Source organism: Synechococcus sp. A10-1-5-1 (assembly GCF_023115425.1).
GTDB lineage: Bacteria > Cyanobacteriota > Cyanobacteriia > PCC-6307 > Cyanobiaceae > Vulcanococcus.
The window spans coordinates 2,330,209-2,353,618 of sequence record NZ_CP096032.1 but is presented as its reverse complement, the minus strand read 5'-3'; the positions used below and the strand labels follow the sequence as shown (position 1 = coordinate 2,353,618).

General features: G+C 59.2%; 24 protein-coding genes. 10 read left to right on the top strand and 14 right to left on the bottom strand.

The window, feature by feature from the left end; translation table 11 throughout:
• Position 1 precedes the first annotated feature (1 nt).
• The 4 genes from MY494_RS12745 to MY494_RS13215 form a co-directional block, all read right to left on the bottom strand.
• Positions 2 to 1,120 (bottom strand): aspartate carbamoyltransferase, encoded by a 1,119-nt coding sequence (locus MY494_RS12745; RefSeq protein WP_371820616.1) that lies wholly within the window; start codon positions 1,118 to 1,120, stop codon positions 2 to 4.
• A gap of 189 nt (positions 1,121 to 1,309) precedes the next feature.
• Positions 1,310 to 1,519: a hypothetical protein gene (locus MY494_RS12740; protein WP_247910614.1), complete on the bottom strand. Its 210-nt coding sequence runs from the start codon at positions 1,517 to 1,519 to the stop codon at positions 1,310 to 1,312.
• Positions 1,520 to 1,537: 18 nt separating this feature from the next.
• Entirely contained in the window at positions 1,538 to 2,977 is a 1,440-nt protein-coding gene (locus MY494_RS12735) for an urea transporter (RefSeq protein ID WP_247910613.1), read from the bottom strand.
• Between the two features lie 3 nt (positions 2,978 to 2,980).
• Entirely contained in the window at positions 2,981 to 3,106 is a 126-nt protein-coding gene (locus tag MY494_RS13215) for a hypothetical protein (RefSeq protein ID WP_256463414.1), read from the bottom strand.
• Between the two features lie 268 nt (positions 3,107 to 3,374).
• Here MY494_RS13215 and MY494_RS12730 point away from each other — a divergent pair, with 268 nt between their 5' ends.
• The gene (locus MY494_RS12730) at positions 3,375 to 3,563 is read left to right on the top strand and encodes a hypothetical protein (RefSeq protein WP_247910612.1); all 189 of its coding nucleotides are present in this window, start codon (positions 3,375 to 3,377) and stop codon (positions 3,561 to 3,563) included.
• On the opposite strand, the gene MY494_RS12725 is transcribed toward MY494_RS12730, so the two are convergent.
• From MY494_RS12725 to MY494_RS12715, 3 genes are read right to left on the bottom strand one after another with little or no spacing between them, the layout of a single operon-like run.
• Positions 3,538 to 4,407 carry an MBL fold metallo-hydrolase gene (locus tag MY494_RS12725; RefSeq protein WP_247910611.1) on the bottom strand — a complete coding sequence of 290 codons (870 nt, stop codon included), beginning with the start codon at positions 4,405 to 4,407 and terminating at the stop codon, positions 3,538 to 3,540. The genes MY494_RS12730 and MY494_RS12725 overlap by 26 nt on opposite strands.
• Positions 4,407 to 5,450: a methyltransferase domain-containing protein gene (locus tag MY494_RS12720; protein ID WP_247910610.1), complete on the bottom strand. Its 1,044-nt coding sequence runs from the start codon at positions 5,448 to 5,450 to the stop codon at positions 4,407 to 4,409. Before MY494_RS12720 ends, MY494_RS12725 begins: the two co-directional genes overlap by 1 nt.
• A 17-nt stretch (positions 5,451 to 5,467) precedes the next feature.
• On the bottom strand, positions 5,468 to 5,878 hold the full coding sequence (locus tag MY494_RS12715; protein ID WP_247910609.1) for a DCC1-like thiol-disulfide oxidoreductase family protein: 411 nt from the start codon (positions 5,876 to 5,878) through the stop codon (positions 5,468 to 5,470).
• Between the two features lie 32 nt (positions 5,879 to 5,910).
• Here MY494_RS12715 and MY494_RS12710 point away from each other — a divergent pair, with 32 nt between their 5' ends.
• Positions 5,911 to 6,264, top strand: a complete 354-nt coding sequence (locus tag MY494_RS12710) for a hypothetical protein (protein WP_247910608.1) — start codon at positions 5,911 to 5,913, stop codon at positions 6,262 to 6,264.
• Positions 6,261 to 6,827, top strand: coding sequence for a pyridoxamine 5'-phosphate oxidase family protein (locus tag MY494_RS12705; RefSeq protein ID WP_247910607.1), 567 nt, complete (start codon positions 6,261 to 6,263; stop codon positions 6,825 to 6,827). The genes MY494_RS12710 and MY494_RS12705 overlap by 4 nt, the downstream gene beginning before the upstream one ends.
• Here the strand turns inward: MY494_RS12705 and MY494_RS12700 are convergent.
• The 3 genes from MY494_RS12700 to MY494_RS12690 are packed head-to-tail and all read right to left on the bottom strand — an operon-like array spanning position 6,817 to position 7,656.
• A complete protein-coding gene (locus MY494_RS12700; RefSeq protein WP_247910606.1) occupies positions 6,817 to 7,224 on the bottom strand; it encodes a DUF1499 domain-containing protein in 408 nt (135 codons plus the stop codon). The two genes, MY494_RS12705 and MY494_RS12700, sit on opposite strands and share 11 nt — an antisense overlap.
• Positions 7,221 to 7,385, bottom strand: coding sequence for a hypothetical protein (locus MY494_RS12695; protein ID WP_247910605.1), 165 nt, complete (start codon positions 7,383 to 7,385; stop codon positions 7,221 to 7,223). Before MY494_RS12695 ends, MY494_RS12700 begins: the two co-directional genes overlap by 4 nt.
• Before the next feature lie 13 nt (positions 7,386 to 7,398).
• Complete coding sequence (locus MY494_RS12690) at positions 7,399 to 7,656, bottom strand: hypothetical protein (RefSeq protein ID WP_247910604.1); 258 nt, start codon at positions 7,654 to 7,656, stop codon at positions 7,399 to 7,401.
• Between the two features lie 318 nt (positions 7,657 to 7,974).
• On the opposite strand from MY494_RS12690, the gene MY494_RS12685 reads away from it, so the two are divergent.
• From MY494_RS12685 to MY494_RS12655, 7 genes are all read left to right on the top strand, one after another.
• Positions 7,975 to 8,112, top strand: coding sequence for a hypothetical protein (locus tag MY494_RS12685; protein WP_247910603.1), 138 nt, complete (start codon positions 7,975 to 7,977; stop codon positions 8,110 to 8,112).
• A gap of 106 nt (positions 8,113 to 8,218) precedes the next feature.
• Positions 8,219 to 9,439 carry a site-specific integrase gene (locus tag MY494_RS12680; protein ID WP_247910602.1) on the top strand — a complete coding sequence of 407 codons (1,221 nt, stop codon included), beginning with the start codon at positions 8,219 to 8,221 and terminating at the stop codon, positions 9,437 to 9,439.
• 164 nt (positions 9,440 to 9,603) lie between these two features.
• On the top strand, positions 9,604 to 9,888 hold the full coding sequence (locus MY494_RS12675; RefSeq protein WP_247910601.1) for a hypothetical protein: 285 nt from the start codon (positions 9,604 to 9,606) through the stop codon (positions 9,886 to 9,888).
• A 34-nt stretch (positions 9,889 to 9,922) separates the two neighbouring features.
• A complete protein-coding gene (locus MY494_RS12670) occupies positions 9,923 to 10,174 on the top strand; it encodes a hypothetical protein (RefSeq protein WP_247910600.1) in 252 nt (83 codons plus the stop codon).
• Positions 10,171 to 11,607, top strand: a complete 1,437-nt coding sequence (locus MY494_RS12665) for an ATP-dependent RecD-like DNA helicase (protein ID WP_247910599.1) — start codon at positions 10,171 to 10,173, stop codon at positions 11,605 to 11,607. Before MY494_RS12670 ends, MY494_RS12665 begins: the two co-directional genes overlap by 4 nt.
• A complete protein-coding gene (locus MY494_RS12660; RefSeq protein WP_247910598.1) occupies positions 11,607 to 13,967 on the top strand; it encodes a virulence-associated E family protein in 2,361 nt (786 codons plus the stop codon). The genes MY494_RS12665 and MY494_RS12660 overlap by 1 nt, the downstream gene beginning before the upstream one ends.
• A 219-nt stretch (positions 13,968 to 14,186) precedes the next feature.
• Positions 14,187 to 14,441: a hypothetical protein gene (locus MY494_RS12655; protein WP_247910597.1), complete on the top strand. Its 255-nt coding sequence runs from the start codon at positions 14,187 to 14,189 to the stop codon at positions 14,439 to 14,441.
• Positions 14,442 to 14,530: 89 nt separating this feature from the next.
• On the opposite strand, the gene MY494_RS12650 is transcribed toward MY494_RS12655, so the two are convergent.
• The 4 genes from MY494_RS12650 to MY494_RS12635 form a co-directional block, all read right to left on the bottom strand.
• Positions 14,531 to 15,142 (bottom strand): thermonuclease family protein, encoded by a 612-nt coding sequence (locus MY494_RS12650; protein ID WP_247912065.1) that lies wholly within the window; start codon positions 15,140 to 15,142, stop codon positions 14,531 to 14,533.
• Between the two features lie 133 nt (positions 15,143 to 15,275).
• Positions 15,276 to 16,601 carry a hypothetical protein gene (locus MY494_RS12645; protein ID WP_247910596.1) on the bottom strand — a complete coding sequence of 442 codons (1,326 nt, stop codon included), beginning with the start codon at positions 16,599 to 16,601 and terminating at the stop codon, positions 15,276 to 15,278.
• Between the two features lie 62 nt (positions 16,602 to 16,663).
• On the bottom strand, positions 16,664 to 22,756 hold the full coding sequence (locus tag MY494_RS12640; protein WP_247910595.1) for an AAA domain-containing protein: 6,093 nt from the start codon (positions 22,754 to 22,756) through the stop codon (positions 16,664 to 16,666).
• Complete coding sequence (locus MY494_RS12635) at positions 22,753 to 23,325, bottom strand: 4Fe-4S single cluster domain-containing protein (RefSeq protein WP_247910594.1); 573 nt, start codon at positions 23,323 to 23,325, stop codon at positions 22,753 to 22,755. The genes MY494_RS12640 and MY494_RS12635 overlap by 4 nt, the downstream gene beginning before the upstream one ends.
• Between the last annotated feature and the right edge of the window lie 85 nt (positions 23,326 to 23,410).

The window sequence follows — 23,410 nt, the reverse complement described above, 5'->3', positions numbered from 1 at the left end:
CTCAGATCACATCCATGACCCGGTTGGTGCGGCCCACCATGCAGGTGAGCAGCGCCATCCGCAAAAAGACCGCTCCCCGGGCCTGACTGAAGTACCAGTTGTGGGGGGTGTCATCGAGGCAGGTGCTGAGCTCCGGCCCTCGAGCCAGGGGATGCAGAACGATGGCGTCTGGCTTGTAGGGCAGATCCCGAGTCAGCCGGAAGGCATTGCCGTGCACCTCGTAGCTATCCCCCACCCAGGCGATGGCATTGATGTAGATGACATCCAGCCCTGGGATCTCGGCCTGCAGGTCCCCGGACCAGCGCACCTTCAGCCCCGCCTGCTGCAGCTCCTCCAGTTGCCCGGGATCAAACAACTCATCGGTGGCATTCTTGGCCGGGTCGTGGATGAGGACCAACTCCTCCACCATCTGCGGGAATTTGGAGAGGATCCGCAGGAGCGATCGCACCGTGCGCATTCGGCTGGGGATGCCAACCACGCCAATACGCGCCCGCTGATCAGCGGGGACCTCAGGGGCCGCCAAGGCCGGACGCCACTTGAGAATCGTGTAAAGGTCGGCCATGGCCTGGGTGGGATGTTCATCAATCCCATTGCCGGCGTTGATGATCGGGATCCGCAGGGTGTCGGTCATCGAATAGATGGCCTGGGAGTCGTTGTCCCGCAGAACGATGCAATCGCCGTAGTTGTTGAACATGTGGGCGACGTCTTCTAAGGACTCCCCCTTCGCCAACCCGGTGGTAGCCCTGTCGGTGATGTTGATCGAGTCACCGCCGAGCCGGTGCCAGGCGCTGTCAAAGGACAAGCGCGTGCGGGTGCTGGGCTCGTAGAAGGCGTTAATCAGGATCTTTCCCTTCAGCGGCGTGTTGTGGGCCGTGTAACGGTCGGGATTGCTCTCGAACTTGGCCGCCAAACGAAACAGTTGCAGCAGGGTCTCGGGCTGGAAGGGCTGGATCGAGATCACGTGCTGACCCACCAGGTCCTGGAGTGCCTCGCCGTCCTCTTGAATCGCCCCCAACAGCGCCTGGGGTGAGGCCGCGCCGAACACATCCGGACCCATGGGCTCAAAACGCATGGATGCGTCGACGCCGGCGCTCGTCGTGAGGGAAGAGAGTGTCGTCATAGCGATTAGGGGACCCAGGCCCACTGCCGCAAAGCAGCACAGCGGAGTTGGTCGCACTGAGTCTCAATCCAAAATCCACCCTGCCACATCACTTTCTTCAAATTCAAGAGGCTTAAAACGGAGGCCTTTTGTGTAGCGATTACTACGCAATTAAGGGTTGAGTTGCAGCCGGAGGTCAAAAGGAAGGTGCTACCAAACATCACCGCGCCTCCACTCTTTCCACCAAATGATCAACAGGATCAGCACCGAGAGGGCCAGGCCCACAACACTTCCGTAGACGAGCAACTGCAGCAAGGGCAGATCCGCAAGCCAGCGCGGTGGCACGCTCGATTCGCCGGCCCTGGCAACGGGCAACAGGAAGGCCAACACGGCAAGGGAGAGGGCCCAGCTGGTTGTCATCCGGAACCGTTCCATGGCCTATCCCTCCTTCAGCGTGAGCCAGTTGAAGCGCTCGGGCTGCAGCTGGGTCCCCACAGCCATCACCACTGCTGAAACCGCTGCAGAGAGCAAAGCCGCGCAGTAGGGAGCGATCAGGAAATAGGCACCCAAACCCACGGCGCTGCCAGACACCATCGCGGCAATGGCGGCCCAACGGTTCGCGCTGGACCAATACAGGCCGTAGGCCACTGGCCAAATCGTGGAGGCCACGAGGGCACCCGTGAAGAAGAGCACCGACGCCAAAGAATCAAGCCGCGGCCAGGACAGGAGCAAGGTCAACAGCCCCAGGCCCAAGACCACCATGCGCGTGGCCTGCCGTAACTGGGCATCACTCAAGTTGGGATTCAGCAGCTTGAAGACCACGTCTTCGGCCACCAAATCCGCCGTCGAAGCCAGCAGGGAATCCAAGGTGGAGGTCAACGAGGCAAAGACCACCACAAAGACCAAGGCCGCACCCCCTGCCCCCAAGAGCTGAGAGGCCACCACCGGAAAGAGCATGTTCACCTGGGGCAGTTCCACCGACTGGGCCAAGGCCACCAGGCCAATGGAGCCGGTCACCAGCGGCACCGTCATCCAGGCCAATCCGCCCAGCACAAATGACGTGAAGACGACGGAGGCGCGACTGGAGAAAACCCGCGACCACCAGATGTTGTTGTGAAAGACCTCGCCCATGGAGAAAAGGGCGGAGTTCCAAGCGATCAATAAACCCGCCGGCAAGAGCAAATTCAGTCGCTCCGGGTGTTCCGCCGCCAAGGCGCGATGGAGCTCAGAAACCGGGAACTGCTGCAGCGCCAGCAGGGCGACCAAGACCAGCAGCCCCATGATCAATAGGGATTGAATGAAGTCGGTTCCCACCACAGCGCGCATGCCGCCATAGAGGGTGTAGATCGTGGAAACACCAATCACCAGAACCATCCCCAGGCGGTAGTCGAAACCCGAGAGGGCCTCCAGCAGAATCCCGGCCCCCATCGCCTGGGTCATCAGGAAGCCCAGGGTGTAGATCGCGGTGATCACCATGAAGACCCACCAGGCCGCGCGGCCGTAGCGCAGGCGAATGAAATCGCCGCTGGTGCGCCCCTTGGGCATCAGGGTTTTGATCCGCAGGGCCAACGGCGCGAACAAGACCAAGCCCAGACCGGCCAGGGCGTAACTGAACATCCCCCAGAGGCCGTTCCGGTAACCAAACTCCGGCGCCAACAAGGTGGTGTTACCAGTCACCCAGGAGGCCATCAAGGTGGCCGTGCTCAGGGCCAAACCGATGTTGCGGCCGGCCAGCATGTAGTCATCGGCATCACCTGAACCACGCCGTCCCCAGGAGACCCCGAGGGCAATCCAGAGCACCGAAAAGATGACCACAAGGGCCCAGGCAATACCTGGGGCCAAGAAGGGCTGCACCGCAAAAGTGAGGCCGGAAGTCATCACTTATCCCTGCCCCCAGGGATCACGGCCGCGCCAATGCAGATGGCCCTGAATCACCATCACGGTGGTGGCCAAGGTGACGACACCGCCCACCACAAAAATCACCACCGCGCCGGCGAAGGACTCCATGAGCGATCTCTAAAACGCGCCAAACAACAGCGACATGGATGAATCCAAGCTGGAGGGTTCCTCAAGAAAACAGCTCGACCGTTTGGGCTGTGTCTTGGCCGCAACCTATCGATGGCCTCTGGCCCTGTCAGTGCACATCACGTGACAGAGCGAAGGCACGAGATTCGCGGGTCTCCAACATCGAAGGCCAGGAAGGACTTCAGAGCAAATCTTGGAACTTGCTAAAGAAAGCGAGTTCAACGCCTCAGTGATGGCAAGGACCCAAGCGATGGCAACCTGGCCTCGCAGACTGAACAAGACCGTGGCCAAAAGCAAAGCCAAAGCCAAAGCACCAGCCCCCAAGCCCGCTAAAGCTGAGCCCTCGGCCATGCGCATCAAGCTTCAGATCGCTGGGGCCGTCTTCGTGCCGATGCTGGCCTTGGGACTGTGGCTCAACAGCAAGGGCTTCTTCGGTTAAACACCAAGGTCTGCCCTAAGGCCGACCGCCACTCCCCTGGCGCAAACGAGTGGGCATGGCCGTGGCCTGGAAGGAGCCAGGCCACATCCAGCTCCTGCAAGCGTTCCACCGAGCGGAGCTGCTCCTGGAAATCCCACCAGCAGTAACGCTCCGAAGCGACAACGACCGCTTGCGCCGGACGCCACCAGAGGTGATCACCGCTGAAGAGCACCTGCCGGCTCTCACCCAGCAGGACGGCCATGGATCCCGCCGTGTGCCCGGGGCAGGGGATCAACTGCATCGGCCCATCGAGGGCCACGGCCGTGAGACCGCTGACCTGATGCTCAGCCCCTGGAGCGGCATCGGCATCGGCCTGGTGAATCCAACGACTGCAGCCAAAGGCCTTGGCCCAGCGCTGGTGATCGGCCACGTCGTCGCGGTGGGTCAACACCATGGTTTGAAGGCCGCCCAACGCGGAGATGCGCCGAGCCAAGGGGGCACTCCAGCGGGGCGAGTCGATCAGGACATTGCCTTCGGGCCGGACCACCAGCCAACTGCTGGCACCAAAACTGCGGCGCGACGCCCAGCCGCAGTAGTACACGTCACCAGCCGCGTGGCGGGTGACCAGGGCAGGGAAGCCATCGATGGGGGTTTGCTGGCGCAGCTCCGCGGTCGTGCCGATGGCCGCCACCGGACAGGCCTGCAGCGCCAGCAGGGCCTGGCGCGATTCCACCGCTCCCTCGGGCTGGCGAATGACCTGGGAGCGACTGCCTGTGGGGGCGAAGTGCTGCGGATCGAATTGCCAACAGGTGCCGCAATCGATGCAGCGGTGGTTGACGGTAAAGGGACCCGGCGCGTTGGCCATCAGCAGCAGCTGGCGGCCGCCCCGGTCACAGCACGGTCCTGATCAAAGGGAATGGCTGAACCGCAGCCTTCAAACAGGCCGTAGTGACGCTCGAAATCGCCCATGAACTGGAAGTGGGGGGCGAAGCGGGTCTGCTGCAGCATCCGATAGGTATTGCCGCAGACCGGGAACACCTTCCCGACTTCGATGCTGTGGTGCTTATCGAACTCCAGCCGCGTGGGCGCTTGGTCGATGGAGCCCAGGTAGATGACGGCCTGACCGTGGTCTTCGCAGGCATCCTCCAGTTCAGGGATGTTGAAGAGCCGGTAGGTCGCGGAATAGAAGCGGGCCTCACCCACCAGGGCCGCCAGTTGGGGCTCGGTGATCTCAAGTGGACGGTCGCTGACCAGGCGCGGGTCCGTGAAAGCCGCCCCGCGGGCCATCCGCAGGAAATCATTCCAATAGAGCGCCCCACCCAGACATTCGCCGTAGAGCACCGGATGGCGCTGAACGGACTCAGGCAAACGTCGATCGACGTAGACGTCTGAAAAGTAGAACTCGCCGCCGGGCTTGAGCAGTCGCTGAATACCCCGAAGGACCGCCGGCTTGTCGGTGGAGAGGTTCAGGACGCAGTTGCTGACGATGACGTCAAAGCTTCCGGGCTCCAGATCCAGCTCCTCCAGTCGCTCGATCTGGCCCTCGAGGAAGCGGACATTGGCATAGCCAAATTGATCGGCGTGGAACGGGAGATACTCCCGAGCCACCGCCAACTGTTCAGGGGTCATATCCACCCCGACCACCTCACCGGAGGTCCCCACCAACTGCGAGAGCAGATAGACATCGCGGCCACTGCCGCTGCCGAGGTCCAGAACGCGGCAGCCCTCCAGCAGCGGCGGGCAGACCAAACCGCAGCCGTAGTAGCGGCTACTCACCTCAGGATGGACCCGGCTTAGCAGGGGCTTGAGCCAGTCCGGGACCGCATCGGCATCGCAGCAGGCACTGGTCTTGAGATCAGCGGTGCTCTGCAGTTCCTTGCCGTAATAGGCCTGAACGACGTCTTGCATGCCTGGGCAGTGGGCGCTCACTGAACGTAGGGCCGGCGACGATCCTCATCTGGGGATTGATCGGGATCCTCAGGCAGACCTTTCCATTGCAGGGCCTGCCGCCGAGCCCAGAGCAAAAGGGGATAGAGACGCCGGGCCTGGGGCGGTGCAGCGAAGAGCTGACGCAGCAGGGCCAACAGGGGATCGCTCGGACGTAGACGGCTGCAGAGTTGAGCGATTGCCTCGGCCCCATGCCAGGCCTGATTGCCCTCGAGCAGCACGGCCCCCCAGGCCAGATCCAATCCCCGCTGCTTCAGCTCGGTCCGCAGGGCGTGATCGCCTCGCCCATCGCGAATGACCAGATCCGGAAGCCCACCCACCAGCTCGCTACGCAACGCGAAGTGCCGGCAAAACGGACAACCGCCGTCGTACACCAGGGTCAGGCTCATTGCGCCATCCTGATCACCGCTCTGCCCCTGCCGTGACCACGTTGCTCAACCTGGGATTGGCGCTGCTGCTCTTGCTTCTCCCGTACCCCGCGATCGCCGCGCAGTACGTCTGCGAGGGGGATCCACTCACCGCAGAGGTCCACCAAGGGGCCGTCGATGCAACCGAGATCCCCAACACAGTTGGCGGAACCGTCCCCGGGGCCTTTGTGGTGATCGCCTGGCGCGGCGTCAGTCTGCAACTCCCTCGCACCAACAACGCCGGAGCTCCGAGCTACACCGATGGGCACTGGTGGTGGCAGGCCGCCGATCCAGAACGCCCGGACTTTGCTGAACGGAAGCGCGGTGGCGGTGAGATCGCCCGATACCGCTGTGAAGCCGCCGCATGATTGAAGCGCTGCCCCCCTGGAGGGCACTTCTGCGGGGAGCCCGCCAGCGGGAAGGACGGTCGCCCCAGGCCCGCTGGCTGCAGCTGGCCACCCTTGGGAGCGATGGAGCACCACGGGTGCGCACCTTGGTCTTCCGCGGCTGGGGCGGCCCATCCCAGCTGGACCTCCTAACGGATCGCCGCAGCGAGAAAAGCGCTGAACTCGCCCACGAACCCAGGGTCGAGCTCTGCTGGCTTCTGCCGAAAGCGAAATCACAATTTCGGCTCAGAGGCCATCGCCTGGCCCTGGGCGCCGAGACCGATCAACGCGCCCGGGATCAGCACTGGCAGCAACTCCAACCCGGCGCCCGCAGCCTCTGGGGCTGGCCCCAACCTGGGGCACCCTTTGATCCGCTGGGACCGTTTCCTGAGGCCCTCAGCGACGAGGTCCCGCAGCCAGAGAGTTTTGAACTCGTGCGGATCCAGGTGGAGCAGGTGGAGCTCTTGGAGCTCAAGGGCCATCCCCACCAGCGACGCCGCTGGCGTCTGGAGCAGGACTGGCGCGAGGAGCGACTTAATCCCTGAGCTGATCCGCCAGAGCCTGCAGACGGCCGGCATTCACCCCCAGGTCGGAATCCCCCAAGCGCGACACCGAGCGAGCCTGAAGCACCCCACGACTGGAGTCGGCATAGAGCTCAAGATCGTCGACGAAACCGAACAGAGCGCTGCTGGCCGTCGCATGCAAGTAGCCATTGCCCTGCTCAACGATCTCGGTCCGAGGTGTGGCTGCAACAACAGGCACCAAGGACTTCAGTGCAGCCTCTGGATCAGCCACCGTCCAATCCACCCGGGCGCAATGGGCCGGACTGGCACAGGGGGAAAGCGAGCCGTTCTGCACCCCTAGATCCGCAGGAACTGGTCCGACCACGTGAAACAGACCCAGGGTGAGCACCAGCAGGACCTGGGAGAACAGAGCGGTCATGGATTCGAGGGGGAAGCGACTGGGGGCTGGGCAGGGAGGGACTCTTCAATCCCCACATCAATCTCAGCAAACCAGAGCAGCAGGCTCCCGATGCAGGCCAGCGCTGCGATCAACAGCAGCCAACGTTGACGACGCATGTCCAGGTCTCCCTTGCTGGCCATTGTGGTGGATCCGTCAGCCGGCCTTCTTCTCAGCGAGGGATTCATCCCGATACCAAGCGGTGAATCGCTGGCTCTCGTCCTCCAGGCGATCCTTCAGTTTTCGTCCCTGGCGGAGTTTCTCTTCGGCCTCGATCACCGCCAACTCCAACTGGACAGCCGCCCAACTCGCAACCGATCGACGATCCTCCTCAGCCAAGGCCGCGAGGCGCCCATACAAGTCGGGGGGAAGACTGACCGAGACACGCTTGGCCCGTTCGGGTTGTGGAGACATCTGGGGCTTTGCGGCCATGCCGAACCCAGTCTGCAGCGGGAACAAATACCTATGGCGCTGGGGCAGGTCGCGTTCGTAGGAAAGAACTGCGCTTCTGACGAAGAGACGCACCTCCGCCGGTCAGCCGACCAGCGGAGTTTTTTATGACTCCGCCTGGTTCGTCACGGCACAAAAAAATTCCTGGTCAATCGCCAGGGTTGATGGCATCAATGGATTGAGGCTGCTCTCTTCGTCAGACGCGCCTCAACCGGGGCGAGGTGCATCTCGCCCCACCCATCAGCGAGGCTGAGGGGACGTTCAGGCGATCGCCTCCGACCCATGCACGCGCCCGACGTCCTCCTGGACTCCCTCCGCTCGATCCCTGGGATGGAGTCCGGTTCCAAGCGGCTGGTGATCCTGATGACCCAGCTGGGGGATTTCGATTCGCTGGGAAACTCCCAGTCAGCCCACGACTAAAACCCCTTGCGACTACAAGGACGTGCTCGGACCTGCTCTGACCTCTGTTGACATAGGTGACACCTGTTGACAACAATCGTTGACAACAGATCAAGGAATACTCCCAATGCCCCGCACCCTCGCCGGCGCCCCTTGGGAACAAGCCATCCGCAGCTCCGTCCGCAATAAGCCCGGCTTCACCGTCTCCCAAACTCGTGGCCGCGCCTTGCTGCGTTACCGCCCCCCTGAGGGCAAGCCCGACAGCTGCGTCTTGCCGCTCGACTGGGCCAAGGCCAACACCGAGAAGATCCTGCTGCTGAGCAACCGCATCGCTCAGATGATCCTCAGCAGTGACCAGGCCACCCTCAAGGGAGCACTGGCCGCGGCCCAGGACAGCTCCACCACCATGCGCCGTCAGGTGAATTGGGAGACCGTCACCGAAAGCCTGCGCCATTCCCTGCAATCCGGCGGCAACGAGATCAACGACAAGACCTGGCGATACAACTACGGGATCTACATCGACCACGCCATTTCCCTGGTGAACGCTGGCAAGGTCACCGATGGATACAGCCTGCTGCGTGAGACGTTGAAGCAGTGGGAGGGCAAGGCTGATTCACGGATTGCCTGCTGCGGAGCTCTCAAGGCCCTGACCAAGCACGGCGTCGCTCGTCATGGCATGGCCAGAAGCTGGGAGATCACCAGCACCGACGTCAAGGAGCTAAAGGGAAAGCGCCCGGCCAAGCGCATCAAAGCCACGCTCACCGATGCCCAGATCCTCTCGATGATCGAGAGCCTGGAGCAGCGCAATCAGCAATGGGCCAACGTGCTGCGCCTGATGGCGCTCTACGGCCTGCGCCCCATCGAGCTCCAACACCTGCAGCCCAAGCAACGTGAAGACGGCTCGCTCGGGATGTGGTGCAGCTATCGCAAGACCTGCGGCGCCACGAAGACAGCACCGCGCTGGATTGAACCGTGCTTCCTCCGTGATGGCTTTGGCGAGCCGCTTCGCTGGAACCTGGCCGCGGCCATGCAGGCGGGCCTCCTCGATCTACCGAAAGGTCGAGACGGTGAGCTCCGCAAGCTGGAGGGGAAGTCCGTCCTCCGCTACCTGGAGTCGATGCCGGAATGGAAGGCTCTGGATGAGCAATGCGCCGCCCGTGGCGAATGGCTGAGGCCTTACGTCTACCGCGACAGCTACAGCCTGCGAGCTCACCAGCAGGGGATTGAAGTTGGCAGCGTGGCGCTGAGCATGGGGCACAGCGTTGCCGTTCACTCCAGCAATTACCGCTGGGCCAGCGAGGAGAACACTGCGGCGGCATTTGCAGCGGCCTTTGCGGATGCAGGCTGACACCACCTGTAGAGGTGCCGTACCGCCCGGCACAACACAATTAGTGTGCAGATGCTTGCGGACCTCCGCTGACCCTGTTATAAATCGACAACCGATGGGCGGACCGCTGATCCCTCAGCCCTCCGCCCCAGCGACCTACACAGTCGCGGTCTGAGCCAATCCGCATGGCAGCGGGTTGGAATCGAGTCGGGGTTTGCCGCTACCGCAGTTTCTTCGCGCTGGCCTTGCCCCGCTCACGTTCTCGTTCTGAAGTTCGCTTGCCCAAGTCCGCCGGCTATTCCGCCGGTGAAGTGGAGCAGTTCCTGCAGGACGAGGAAGACAACGGTTTCAAGTCACAACCTCTCCCTGAGGGTTGCAACTTTGTGATCGTGTCCATGCCCAAGGCGGTAATGCGGGCCTACCGGCAACGACACCTCGCATGGATTAAGTCCTTGCAGGCGCAGCGATAGCGACAGGCAGCCAGACCATCTGATCTGGCTATCAATGAAAACTAGCGTCCGCGAGACGCTCAGCACCGAGGCGATGGCCAAGGCGCTCGGCATCTCGCAAAAACTACTGCTGCGGCTGCGCAAGCAACCCGGCAGCCCATTTCAACTCGGCATTCACTACCGCTTCCAGGGCATCAGCACCGCTGCGCCGGTGCGCTGGTTTCCAGCCCCGACCGATGAAGCCTTCAGCAGCTTTAAGCGGTTTGATCCTGCCGTCATCGAAACGATGCAGGGAGGTGAGACATGACAGCTGGCATCACCCCCTCCGCACGGCGAGCACAGCAAGAGCAGGCTGAGCGCAATGCCCATATTACTGCGGTTCTCGCCAACAAGCTCCAAGCCTTCTCCGCAACAACAGAACAGCAGGCTGCAATCAATGGCCTAATCGCCTGGTGTCGCCAGGACGGTGGTGGCACCTTTTCCTCCTTCAACGGCCCAGCCGGAAGCGGCAAATCCACCACCTCTCGCTTAATCCGTGAAGCCCTAATGGCTGCCGGTTACAGCGTTGGGCTCTGCGCTCCAACCCACAAGGCCTGCGATGTTCTCGCCAAGGCCTGCGGCGTCGCCAAATCAGAGACGGCCACCTTCGCGTCCCTGCTCGGACTCCGCGAACAGAAGAAGAAGGACGAAGTCGATTTCGTCCCTCAATACGGCTCCAAACCCCGCCTCGATGAGAACGACATCTGGCTGGCAGATGAAGCCTCGATGATGCACCCCAAGCTCCTCGGTTACATCGAGGACGCTGCGGACTTCTGGACCAAGATCGTCTTCATCGGTGATCAGGCCCAGCTCGCCCCCGTGAAGTTCGGGCGGGTTTCACCGGCGCTGCGCTGCACCCCACGCTTCGACCTCACCAAGGTGATGCGCCATGACGGGGCCGTGCTCGATGCCGCCACCGCCATCCGTCAGACCACCGGCAACACCTGGCGGCCCAAGTTCACCAAGTCCGTCATCGGCGACGACTCCTCGATCTTTGTCTACGCCGACAAAAAGGAATGGCAGCACGCCTTCCTGGAGATGGCTGCCGAGCATCACGAGAAGGATGACCCTGATGCCTTCCGCGTGATCGCCTTCACCAATGAAGAGGTCGCTCGCCTCAATGCCGGCATCCGCCGCCATGTCTACGGTCGCCAGGCTGCACCTTTCCTGGCAGGTGAACGGGTCGTCACCCAGGACGGCGTCAAAGCCCCCGATGACCACAGCGAACTGCTCTATGGCTCCAGTCGTGAGCTCGTAATTGAGCAGGCACAGCAGGCCGACTTCCTCCATCCCGCCTGCAGCGACGGCAAGCCCTTCCTCTCTTGGTATCTCCTCGTTCAATCCGATGACGGCGACCCGCCGCGCTGGATACGAACCATTGACCCCAGTCACCAGGGCCGCCTTCTGATCGCCATTGAAGCCCTCAGGGAAGAGGCCAAGGAAAAGATGGGCCGCGGCCAAGGCCAAGGCGCCTGGGATGAGTTCTGGAACCTCCGGGATTCCTTCGCTGAGCTCCAGCCCTACTGGTGCATGACCTGCCACAAGGCTCAGGGCTCCCAGTTCCACAACGTCTTCATTCAGGGCCGCGAAATGGACCGCGCTGCCGGTGGCGCAGCAGAACGCCGCCGCCTTTGGTACACCGCCTTCACCCGAGCTCAACGCGCCGTTCACCTGATCGCTGATGCGGAGGTGCAGGGCTGATGACCCTCTCTGATCAACACCGCCAGCAGATCCACAAGCGTGGTTTCAACGATGAGCAGATCAACTGGATGGTGGCCCAGGGCTTCCTCCGTTCTCTGACCTGGGAGGAGGTCGAAGCCGATTGGCTCGACATCTTCGGCCGGGCCCGTGAAACCGAAACCGGCGGCATCCTCATCTGCTTCAACCCCAAGGCCAAAGCACCCACCTACTCCCTGCGCTGCGATTCCCCACCATGGGACGCCGAACGGGAACGCCATGCGAAATACCTCTACCCCAAGGGTTCTGAAGATCCCGTCACCGGCGATCGCCTCAACCCTGACGCCGAAGTCGCAACCAAGACCGGCGCCTGCCAACCCTTTGATCCCTCCAACCTTGAGGGCCCGGATGGCAATCCGATCGGCCTTGCCAAGATCGCTACTGAAGGCTTCTTTGATGCCATGGCCTGCACCCTGCTGGCTGGCATCCCCTGCATCGGACTGACTGCCCCCGGTCACCTCTATGGCTCAGGGCTGCCCCGTTGGTGCAAGGGCTACATCGGCGATTGCGATACCGGCATTGCCCCCAACCTGCTCGGCACCGTGATCGGCCAGGCACGCCGCCGTGGCCTCAAGCTCCAAATCCTTCCCTTCCGCCAAGGGCACAACTACGCCGTCACCAGACACCGCGATCTCCACGCTGATGCCAAGGCCGGCATGGAGGAGCTCATCACAGACCTCGGTCCCGTTGCCGCGGCCAAGGTCATCGCTGACCTCTCCGAAAACCTCCTCGATCCCGTTGAGTTCCTTGAGGAGGAGTTCAGCCGCTGGCATCAAGAGCTCCACCTGGCCTGGCCCGACCATCGGGTCATCCTCAACAACGGCGCCTCCGCCATTGCTGATGCCTCACCAAGCAACAAGCTCAACCGCGGCGCTCTCCGTGATGTCCTTGGAGCCAAGCCCAATGGCCTGGGAGTCCCCAAGCGTGAAATCAACGCTCGGATCGAGCAGCGGCTCTCAAAGGTCGAAGCTCAAATCCGCGCTGATCTGCTCGTCACCACCAGCAATGACATCGATGGCCACTTGGTCGTTGAGCCCGAAATCGACAAATCAGCCCCGACCCTGCTGATGCTCCAGCAGTTCCTCAACTTCAAACACCAGATCCGCTTCAACGAACTGGATCGCGTCATTGAAGTCGACGGGAACATGGTCGAAAAGCCCCACCTCGCTCACCAGCTGCTGGCTCACGTTCATCAGATGGAGACCACCCGGTCCGATGCCATGAGCGCCATCGAATACCTGGCCAACGGCAACCCCTTCAACCCAATCCGTGAATACCTGCTCGGACTGGTTGATCGTCCTGACCTTGAGCTGGTCACCAGTGATGAGCTCGCCGATGCCTTTGGCTTCGATCGCGACGATGACCTCTCTATTGAGCTGATGTGGCGACAGCTCGGCGGTGCCGTTAATCGCGGCATCACCCCCGGAGCTCAGCACGACACCCTGCTTGTGCTCTCTGGCGCGCAGGGCTTCCTCAAGTCCTCCTCCATCGCGGCCTTGGTGCCCACCAGGCGCTGGGTCGATGCCGCCTGCAACGTCGGTGATCTTGAGGCCAAGGACTTCCTCTCTCGCATCAACTCCGCCTGGCTCTTCGAAATCGCCGAGCTGGAAAAGATGACCATCTCCCGCTCCGCTTCCGAGTTCAAAGCCTGGCTCACCTTCCATGAGGACAAATACGTCGAGAAGCACGAGAAGGTCGCCATCCGTCACCCCCGCCGGTCCGTCATGTTCGGCACCACCAACGAAGACGAGGTCCTGACCGATCCAACCGGAGCTCGACGCTTCTGGGTCTGCCTCGTGGAGAGAGAGGCCAAGCCTCAGTGGATCGCTGCCAATCGAGACGGCATCTGGCGCACCGTCATGACCCTGCTCGCTAATGGCATGCGCACCTATTTCCCGGAATCACATCCGCGCTCTGGTGCCATTCGCACCAGAGCCCTCGGCGCCACCATCGCAGAACCCTGGGAAGTCAAGGTCGCTGACACCCTCGAAGCAGCACGCAGCCTTGGTGAAACATTCGTCTCCTCCGATCTACTTCTGGAGCGGATCGGTGTGCCCCTCGATCGCCAAGAACGCGCCGACACGATGAAGCTCTCCCGCGCCATTAAGGCCGCCGTCGGCAAAGCCTGGAAGCCCAGAAGACGGACGGATCCCACCACGAAGATCCTCAAACGCGGTTACGAGTGGGTTGGCAACGCTGGCAACCAACCTCAGACGGATTCACCAACCTCTGACCAGGGTTGGCAAGAAGGTTGGCAAGACCTAAGCCCCCTGGCGGCAAGGGTTCTCAAGCCTGATGCCATCCTTACCAACCTTTTTCTTTAAAGGTAGAAAGAAAATAAAGAAGAGCCCTCCCAAATCGCAATTAATACTGGGGAACTTTCAGACCGCGAAAATGGTTGGCAAAAACAGCAAGGTTGGCAAGAGGACTGTGCGGATGACACTGCTGGTACCTCCTTCTGAAGCCCGGCAAACTGGGTCATGGCTACTCGCTCCACAAGAATTGAAATCGATCGCCGCGTAGATGCCCTAGCTCGGCTATTGATGAACGCTGCAACGACAAGCCAGGCCTTGCGCTATGCAGCGGTGGAGTGGGGTGTCAGCAAACGAACGGCCGAGACCTACCTAGCTCGTGCCCGGCAAATCATTCGAGACGACTACTCACAGGAGCGTGCTGACTACCTGGCCAGTCGCCTTGCCGTGCTGGACTGTGTCGCGCAAAAGGCAATCAAGTGCGGCCAGCTGAGTGCTGCCGTAGGTGCTGTCCGCCTAGGCGCTGAACTCGCTCAGCTGGTTTGAAGGAGAGATGCTGACTCGACATCGCGCTCATAGCGAGAACCCAGAGCTCATTGCTCCCTCTACCTTTCAAGGTCGCTGACCACAGCCAACTATCGGAGGTTTTCGCAAGCCTCTCCGTCGTCATCTCGGTCTAGGTAGGTGTGTCCGTGCTTTAGAAGTTCCTGGGCCCTGTGCCAATTGCCAATGGCAGAACATCGATACCTCTTGGAATTAGTACGATGCAAGCTGGAAGTCTCCTTAGAGCGAGACATTCTTCCCTTGCGCCAGTCCCATGGGCGCGTCACTCCACCTGGTAAAGACCACACCCCGGCACGAGACGCTTCGGCGTGGCGCTCTGCAGTCAGATATGCCTCACGATCACAACCTTGCAAATATTGGCGGTAGACAAATGCCTGGCCACGACGCACTAGCTCAAGATTGACGTTGGTATCTCCTCGAAAGATTTCTGAAACCGTACGACCGTATCGATCCTTTTTAATCCCAGGGAGTAGAACCTCAACACCAACTGGTGCTAATTGTTGAAGATAATTCTTCGCCTGTCTCCCGTAGGGGGCCTGGGCCGCTTCTGGGGCATCAATACAAGCAAGTCTGACTGTGATGCGCTTTGTGTTCAATGAGACTGCAAGCGTGTCACCGTCACCGATCGATAGGACTTTTACCGAACCCGCACCAGCACCAGCCGTGCAGGCAAGTGAAAACATGGGCACCGCTGCCAACAATGCACAACCCCGCAGTAGCAGTGATGCGGGCATTAGTAATCGGATTGAATGGATGAAATGAATCGTCGTATCGTCCAGAAGAGGCATACAGCGTGCAAAGAGTTGCCGGCTTGGATTAATGTTTTCGTCGACCCCTTTGACTCTGATTTAAATTACCAGCCAGGTCACTCCTACGGGACGAGTGGCTAGCATCACCTGTGCGAACCACAACCAGAGGGACGTCACCGGGCTCTCTTTTAGCCATAATTTGCGCTTCTATTCCTTGTTGACGCAGATTGTCCAGGGTTTGAGCATGCGCACTGCACCATTGCTTCTCAACTTCAGTGTCCCGCTGACGTTGTTGATCATTTGCGGGAAGACTGGGATCCCCATACCGGATCACCTGACTACGCAATCGCCCGTTTAGATCTTGCAGTTCAACCGCGTAGCCGCTATTACCTTCTTTCTGAATGACAATGGAGTCACCCTCTACCCATCCAGTCGCCATGCCTTCGCGGAGCTCATAGCCGAGGTCCCGAAGAGAACCGAGCACCACGCTGCGCATACGCTCGCCATCAACACGCCGAGCCTCCTCTTCACACCAACTCTCGACTTCTTGACGGAGCTCCTTGAGGGTTGAAACACCTTTCTTGCTTCTGCGTTGGTCAGCTATGGCATCCAACAGTCTCGCAGGGACAGTGTCAAATACACCCAACTGGGCTTCTAGATCATTGAGGGTGGCGAGACGCTCAGCAGCTTCTTTGCCTTGTTGCAGTGCTTCCGATATTTGGAGTGCAAGTGAATCCAGACGAACCCGGCGTTGATGTGGATCTAATTCCCCATCCAAAGCGTTAATAGCAGCATGCAGATTGGTAGCAACAGAACCAGTATCGAGTAGTTCCAGTTGCACAAGAAGCTGCTCGATTCTTTCCTGAGTTGGATCGCGAAAGTCGGCGTTTAAGTGGCGGGATATCGCGCTGATTCCCAGATCCATAAGCGCCTCATGCATCTCCTGATTGCTTTGTTCCTTCTGGAGATCTTGTTCGTAGGAAATAAGTATTTGAGCCGCACGCTCTATGGCACCAACGGATCGCTCCGCCAATAGCAGCTTGCGCTCATGCTGCATACCTGCTGCCTGGAGTCGATTGGCTAGGTCATTTACAGCTGCCTGCAGAGACCGAGCTCGCTGACGCGCCTCGAGAACCGAGTCTTTGATCTGTTGGTTAATCCGCTCAAGCTGTGCCTCCATGAAGGCCAACCGTGCAGCCCCACGGGCTTCAAGTTCCTGCAGAGATTGGTCTCCATTGAGCTGCGCAAAGCTCCGATCCATGTCGAAAATCGACCGCTCGATGGCTCTGATTACATCAGCCTCATTAAGCGATCGGATCTCTACCAGGGCAGCTTCAATACGCTGACGCTGCTGCTGCCACTGATTTTGCATCTGTTTGAAGCGTTCACGCATCAGGCGCCGCTGTCTCTCCTGAATGGCTTCAACTACGCGAATGTCTACGATTTTGGGTCCACTCATGCTGTTGCTCCTAGGGATGGAAGAGCCCGACGAACCGCCTCATTCAGTCGCCTTTGCTCTTTCGATGGTTCAGCGAGCCAGAGCCTTGACCAGACACGATGAACTTGTGGCAACGAAGACTGGAGCACTCGAGGTCGCCAAATTTCCCGATCCCTGGCATGCACTAAATCCTGGTGGCGCGGGGGGTCGCATTCAATCCCTATGGCAAATAGCCCCGTTTCGGGATTTCGTATTGCAAGATCAAAAGCGAAAGCATCGACAGCGGAAGGTACTTCCACAGTCAGCCCTTTGCTGCGCAAGTACTCAGACACAGACTGGACAAAGAAGCGCTGGGAACGATCACTTTGGGCGGCTGAACTTGAGGGACTGCTGCGGTGCAGCCGATTAAGCAGAAGCTCAGCTTCATCGAGATGTCCATCTGAGATGCTTTTGGCATACAGAAGATAAGATTGAAGAAAGTCGCGGGGGCTTTGTGGGGTCTTGCGCTGTCGGTGAGCGTCACTAATTTCCTCAATCGGCATTGAGGAAAAGATCACCACCTTGTCGCGTGCCCTTGATGTCGCCACATTCAGGCGCCGCTCGCCGCCCTTTTGACCGAGAGCACCGAAACGACGCAGGAATCTCTCGGATTCATCACGTCCAAAGGTAGTAGAGAAGAGAATCAGATCTCGTTCATCACCCTGCACATTTTCGAGGTTCTTGACGAAGAATCCACAGTCTTCGCTGTGGAATCGCCGCTGCCGCTCCCGCTCCAAGGCTTGGTGAAACAGAGGGGTTTCCTGGGAAAAGCGGTCAAGCAAATCTTCAATCAGATCCGCTTGGTTTTTGTTGAAAGTGACGACCCCTGTTGTGGGCAGGCAACTTGGATCAGCAGTGTTAGGGCCGCACCAAAGGTTTTCCAGGAATGCGACCACAGCCATTGCCTCATCACGATTGCTCTGGTTGATGTAAGTCCCATTGACGAGCTCCAGCTGCAAAGGTCTTGTGCGACGAATCTCATCGGCAGGGTGCAGCACAGGGATGCTCAGCTTGTTTTGGTAGAAGGCTGCATTGGAATGGGCGATCAGAGCCCGGAAACGAGAGCGATAGTGAATATCAAGGGAGACATGGGTCAATCCCGCCGCACTACCAAGTTCCAGCAGGTCGCTACAGTCTTTTACCTGCCTGCGTGTTTCGGCAGCTATATGGTTGTCGGCAATCGTGTCGGGATCTGCTACCTCCTCCTCAGCAATGATTTCCTCATCGCTTTCGTCAATGAAGCCACTGCTGAAGAACCTCGTCGGAGGCAGCTGTTTCTCATCGCCACTGATGACGATGCGATTAGCACGGTACATTGCCGGAATGGCACTTTCAACCGGTAACTGGGAAGCCTCATCAAAGATCACCAGATCAAAGAGACCCTGCCGCAACGGAAATATCTGAGATACCGTTTCAGGATTGGCTAGCCAAACAGGGCAGAGTTCGAAAAGGCCCCGGTCTTCACCTAGTTCTACTACCTCTCGCAGCTTGCGAGCACGTGGCCCTGTGAGCATGACAACGTCATCCCAACGAGGCCGAAGATGCACCCTCTCTGGTGCGGCAGGAGTAGCTGTGAGATGTTTATTAAGTTCGAGCAAACGGGCGTCCTGAGTTGCCAGTTGCTTGGTACGACGATCGACGTCCTGCCGTGTAAGAAGGAGAGCCGGCTCCTGAGCTTCCGATACTGCCTGCCACCCCAACAGCGCTTCCCGCTCAATGGTGAACCGAATGGCCTCTGACAGTTGTTCCGGCTTAAGAGACAGCCAATGGTTCCGTTTAGCCGCAAGCACAGCCATCACGGCATGCTCATTGGTACTCAAGGTGGCTGATCTACTCCTGTAACGCTGGAAATCGACCAGTGAGTCCCAGCTCTCGTGAATGCTGTCAAGTTCAGCAGTTATTGGCTCTCCACTGGTAATTCGTTGCTCTAAAGCCTTTAGCCATTTCGGATCGGTCCAGGGCGCAAGCTCAACCAAAGATTGACGGCATTGTCCTCGAAGCACCTGTCGACGCACGCCAGACTGCAGGCTGGCCACAAAATCTCTGATTTGTTCAGCCCGTCCACTGCAAAGAGCCTGATCGGCCTGCTGCCGCAGAGGGCAGTTGCGCATGGCCTCAACAACATCAGATGCCTGATCGAACTGATCCAACAGCCTGTCAACTGCTGTCAAAAGCTCCTGCTGACGGAGATTTGCAGAACTTTGAGGCAGTCCAAGGTCACGTCTCAGCGACTCGTAGCGACGGCAGTCACCCCGAAGTTGGATTTCATAGACCAGCGAGTTCTGTAGTGAGATGCTCAGATTGAAGTCGTCGCACATCACTTGGGGTACCTGTTGCTGCAACAAGCTTCTGGCGCGGTGGAAGGCAGGGTTGAGCAAACTGAGGAAAGAGCTACGCCCCCGACACCAGATCTCTAGAGCCTTAGCAACAGCCTCGAGGTCGGCGTCAGCAAGAGGCTGCAAAACTTTTTGCCAGCGCAGGGCAGCCCCGGGTTCCTGAACTACCCTTCGCTCACGGGCAAGGGTGTCTAACTGAACACGGACCTGATTGCCGCTGTCATCTGAAAACAGTGGTAACCAAATGGTGAGTAGACTTGCCAACTTGCCGTCCACATCCTGAAGAATTGCGCTGAAGGTGTTGATCCAGGCCTGAACAACATCAGGTTGAGGGCTTTCAATTGCGTTGGGAAAGGCGTTCAGGTCTGCAGCGAGGGCCCGATCATGCTGCCGAAGCTGTTGAAATGCTTGCGTGAGTGCCGAAAGAGTGCTCTCGTCAACTGAGAACCAAAGGAGTACCTGCAAAGGACTGTTCTCTGGACGAGCCCTTAACCAGAGTCCTGCAATGTCGGCGCACTGACGGGCGATGGTCCGAACCTCTTCCACGTGGCAGTTGTGTAGAACAGGTCGTAAAGCAGTGAGGGCTGGCGCATTTGGGTTCTTGCCCAGCTGCATCAATGAATCGATCACTTTCTGATCATTAAGGCCGCTACTGAGCAATGGAGTAGCCATAGCCCGATAGATGCCGTCAAGCTCGTTTTCAAGGCGGGTGAGATCTGTGGCAATTGCAATGCGCTCACGACTCAGCTCGTCGCGGCGTCGTGTTGGGTCCCAACTATCCAATTGATGGCGCAACTTTCTGAGCAGCGGCTTCCGGTCGCGTGATGGATCGGTGATCAGACAGAGGCGGTCTCCCAACTGAGCTGCCTCCAACCGGTTACATACAACTTCAAGGGCTGCCTGCTTTTGACAGACCACCAGCACACGCTCATGCCGGCCCAATGCATCAGCCACAATGTTGACAATGGTCTGACTCTTACCTGTACCAGGTGGCCCCTGGATGAGCACGCCAGGTTGTTGACGGGAAGCCCAAACGGCTCGCTTCTGAGAGGGATCTGCTGGAGTAACCAGGAAGCGATCACTTTCTAGTGGTGAACTGTGCTGCTCTGCCGTTAGGTCAGCGTTGTTGGAAAGTCGAAGCAAAGCAGCCATAGGTCCCTCCAGGCAAGGCCGCTGCTCAAGCTGCGCTAATTCATGCGCAAGTGTTTGTGCGGAAAAACTGCATAGGAACAGCACACCTGAGGGAACCAAGCTTTCATCACTACCGTCTGGTAGCGATGGGTTCGGGGGGCAGGGCTCCAGGACCCCTTCGCCATTAGGGAAGATTGTGCCAAGAGCATCTATTACCTGAGTACCAGTAAGAGCACTGCGCTGCTGCAGCTCCTCCAGTGCTTCCTTCAACTCTCGAAACTGGCGAACCGAAAGGACACCTTCAAGGGCGGGGTTGAGCTGAATACCATCACCACTCCCACGATCGCGGTCGTATCCCAACTGGGGAAGGTTCCCCTGAGCGGTGACACCAAGTCGTACTGGCCACAGCAGCAAAGGAATCAGCTTTGGCTTTCGCGCCTCGCGGTTCCGAGTGGGGCCGTCCCTTTTGAGCAAGAGAGGGTATCCCAGATGTAGAGCCTGGATCCCTGTCTCTCGTTGATATGCATCAGCCTCCTGCCGTAGACGTCGCAGCCTTTGGTTAAGGGCCGGATTGGTCTCCAGCAATTCAGGATCAAGGCTGCGGGGCTTGGACTGCCTACCAACCAAATGGTTGAGCAACGTGGTGGCGGGCAATGCCTCGGTGTTGAGTTCAGCAAGATCCACCCTCTTGCCGCCAGGCCTTACCGAGAGCGCCAGCAAGGGCCCCCGCTGGATACCTGACAAGACACGACGCCGAAAGAAATGCAGCAATCTCTGCCAATGCTCCCCACCCTCTGGCTTGATCCAAATATCTGCTGGTATCGACAGCAAAAGCAGTGCCTGCTCCAGAGGAAGCCGCTGATCACTGCGGAACTGATCCGCCCAATCATCCGGTTGCTTCAGGCCGCAGCGGACGAAATCAGCCAGGTGTTCCTGAAGTGCTTCAAAAATCTCACGCTGGCTGTGAGATAACCAGCGGCGCGCAGCAGCCTCGTCCCAGTGGTCAGAGACCTTGGCGCGACCAGCAAGCAACTCAGCTTCTTTCAGGACATCGGCCGCTGACCGGAATTGCTCTAGTTGGGCACTAAGAAGCACAAGCAAGTGTTCCTCGCTGTGGCGCCCCCTTGAAATGAGATTGCTGAGTCCGTTATGAAGCGCGGCGGGCCACTCCTGGCGCCGCTCGCCCCAGGCCTGTTCAAGACGCCGCCGATCGGAAACAAGAGCCGCGGCCTCAAGGCGAGGTTCATCGAGGTTTATCCCCAGTGCCCTGGCCTGGCTCAGTGCTCCCTCGCGACGCACGGCCAGATCTGTGAGCCAGGTTTGCCGCCCAATCCGCCTCAGCCGGCTTGGAAGAACTCCCTTCAACCAAGCCTGGGCTCGCTGTGGATTAGCTGGGAGAGTGCCCCTACCGATGAGTTCTCCGCGCAAACAAAGTGGCAGGTTGGGATTAAGCAGGATCAACACGAGCATCAAACGTTCGTCTGGCTCAAGGCATTCGTCTGCCGCCAGTCGCCGCACCTCCGCGAGGCTGGTGCTTTCCAGATTGTTTTCCTCAAGCCAGGTGAGCAACTCGCCCTGTTGCAATTGGTCGAGGGACTCTTCCCACGCGTCCGATTGGGCAGCTGCCAGTGCATATCTGGTAGGGCTGCGATGACGCTGACCGGCAAGCCGGATAAGCGTCCCTTCGCTCTCGCCTTGCGGTGTGTCCTCTAACAGAGGAATGTCGCAGTCACCATCGAGCCAGCGAATGATCTCGCTATGACCCCAGCGGCTCTGGGGATCACGCGTGAGCAGCCCTCGCAACAGCGTGCGCCAAGGGTCTGTGATCGATTCTGGAATTGTCACCCCATTTGTGATGACCTGAAGCTGCCATGCCTGAGGGTGGATGTCCTGCCAGAGGGCGGGGCCAACCAGCAGCTCCAGAATCGTGAGGCCAAGGCTCCACCAATCAGAGCTGGGCGCCTGAATGCCCACCAGACGTTCCGGAGCGGAATGACGTCCCGTTGCTCCGCTTTGGCTGGCGCTTAGATCTCCACCCGACGAAAAGTCGTCTCGCTCCGAACCTGGCGACAAGGAAAGCCTGAAGGGGGCACGGGAGACGAGCAGAACCTGTTCTGGGGAAAGATCAGGAGCGCATCGTCCCTGCCGCTGCAGGTTGAAAAGCAGGGTATCCACCTGGCTCACGACGGCACGCAAGAGCTCTGTGCTTTGACGTTCGTCGGGGGACAAATCGCTCAAGCGAGTGCCTGATAGCTGAAAGGCGGGTGAGGGGTCTGCATGTCCTTCAGAACAAAGTTCTTGAGCCGGCTCAGCACCACACAACAGGCACAGCAAATCGGTGGGTGCCAGAGGGTGCCCATTAAGACAGTTCCGATGATCTGTTCCATTAAGAAGTGGGAGTTCTTCCTGATCGCATGCCTGCGGGGCCAGATCGTTTGCACGAGCAGGGTCTGGTACTAGTGCCGGCTCCAGCCCAGTCGGATCCACATCAAGGAGGTTGTATTGACAACTTGTGCCGGTCGCTTTCATCCCCTGGCAGTAGATCTCGGCGGGATCGTTGGCATGACCGCAGGCTGGGCAGCGCTTGATCAGACGGTGGTTCATGGCAACACCTCAACGAAGGGCTGATCAGAGCTTTGGAATGAAAGCCCTTGTGCCTGAAGTCGTCGGTGCAGCTCCTTCAGATCGGCGGGGTTGGGAATTCCAGCCATCCAGACCCGGTCACCATCCCAGCAGATGTCTAAGGCCCTTTCGCTGGGCAGTACGCGGTAGCGCTGGGCTGCAAGCGGAGTCAACAAATGCATCCGCTGGTTGTCTGAGCCCCGCAAGGCCAGGGTGTGCTCTGCCTCTTCTTGGTATGGATCGCTGATCAGAACATCGATTAGTGCCAATATTCGGGAATGCTGCATCTCGATTTGCTCTCTGCTTAATCCAGAGAACACGAGAATGTCGCCTTTGTGGTGCTCGCGCCACCAACTCAGTAGTATTTCCAAGGCAATAGGCTGTTCAAAAGGTTCGCCACCGGACACTGTTAGTCCGTCGGACTGCGGAAGCCAGTGCTCAAGATTGTTTGTTAAGGCTTTGAATGCAACATTTCCCTGGCCATGCACCCAAGTGTCACGGCTGATGCATCCAGGGCATTGCAGAGAGCAGCCCTGCACCCAGATAGCCACCCTCTGGCCAAATCCCAAAGTGCTTACAGGAAAGTGCAGCCTATTGATGTTGATTGTTTGCTTAGTCTCAGAATGACTTACTTGC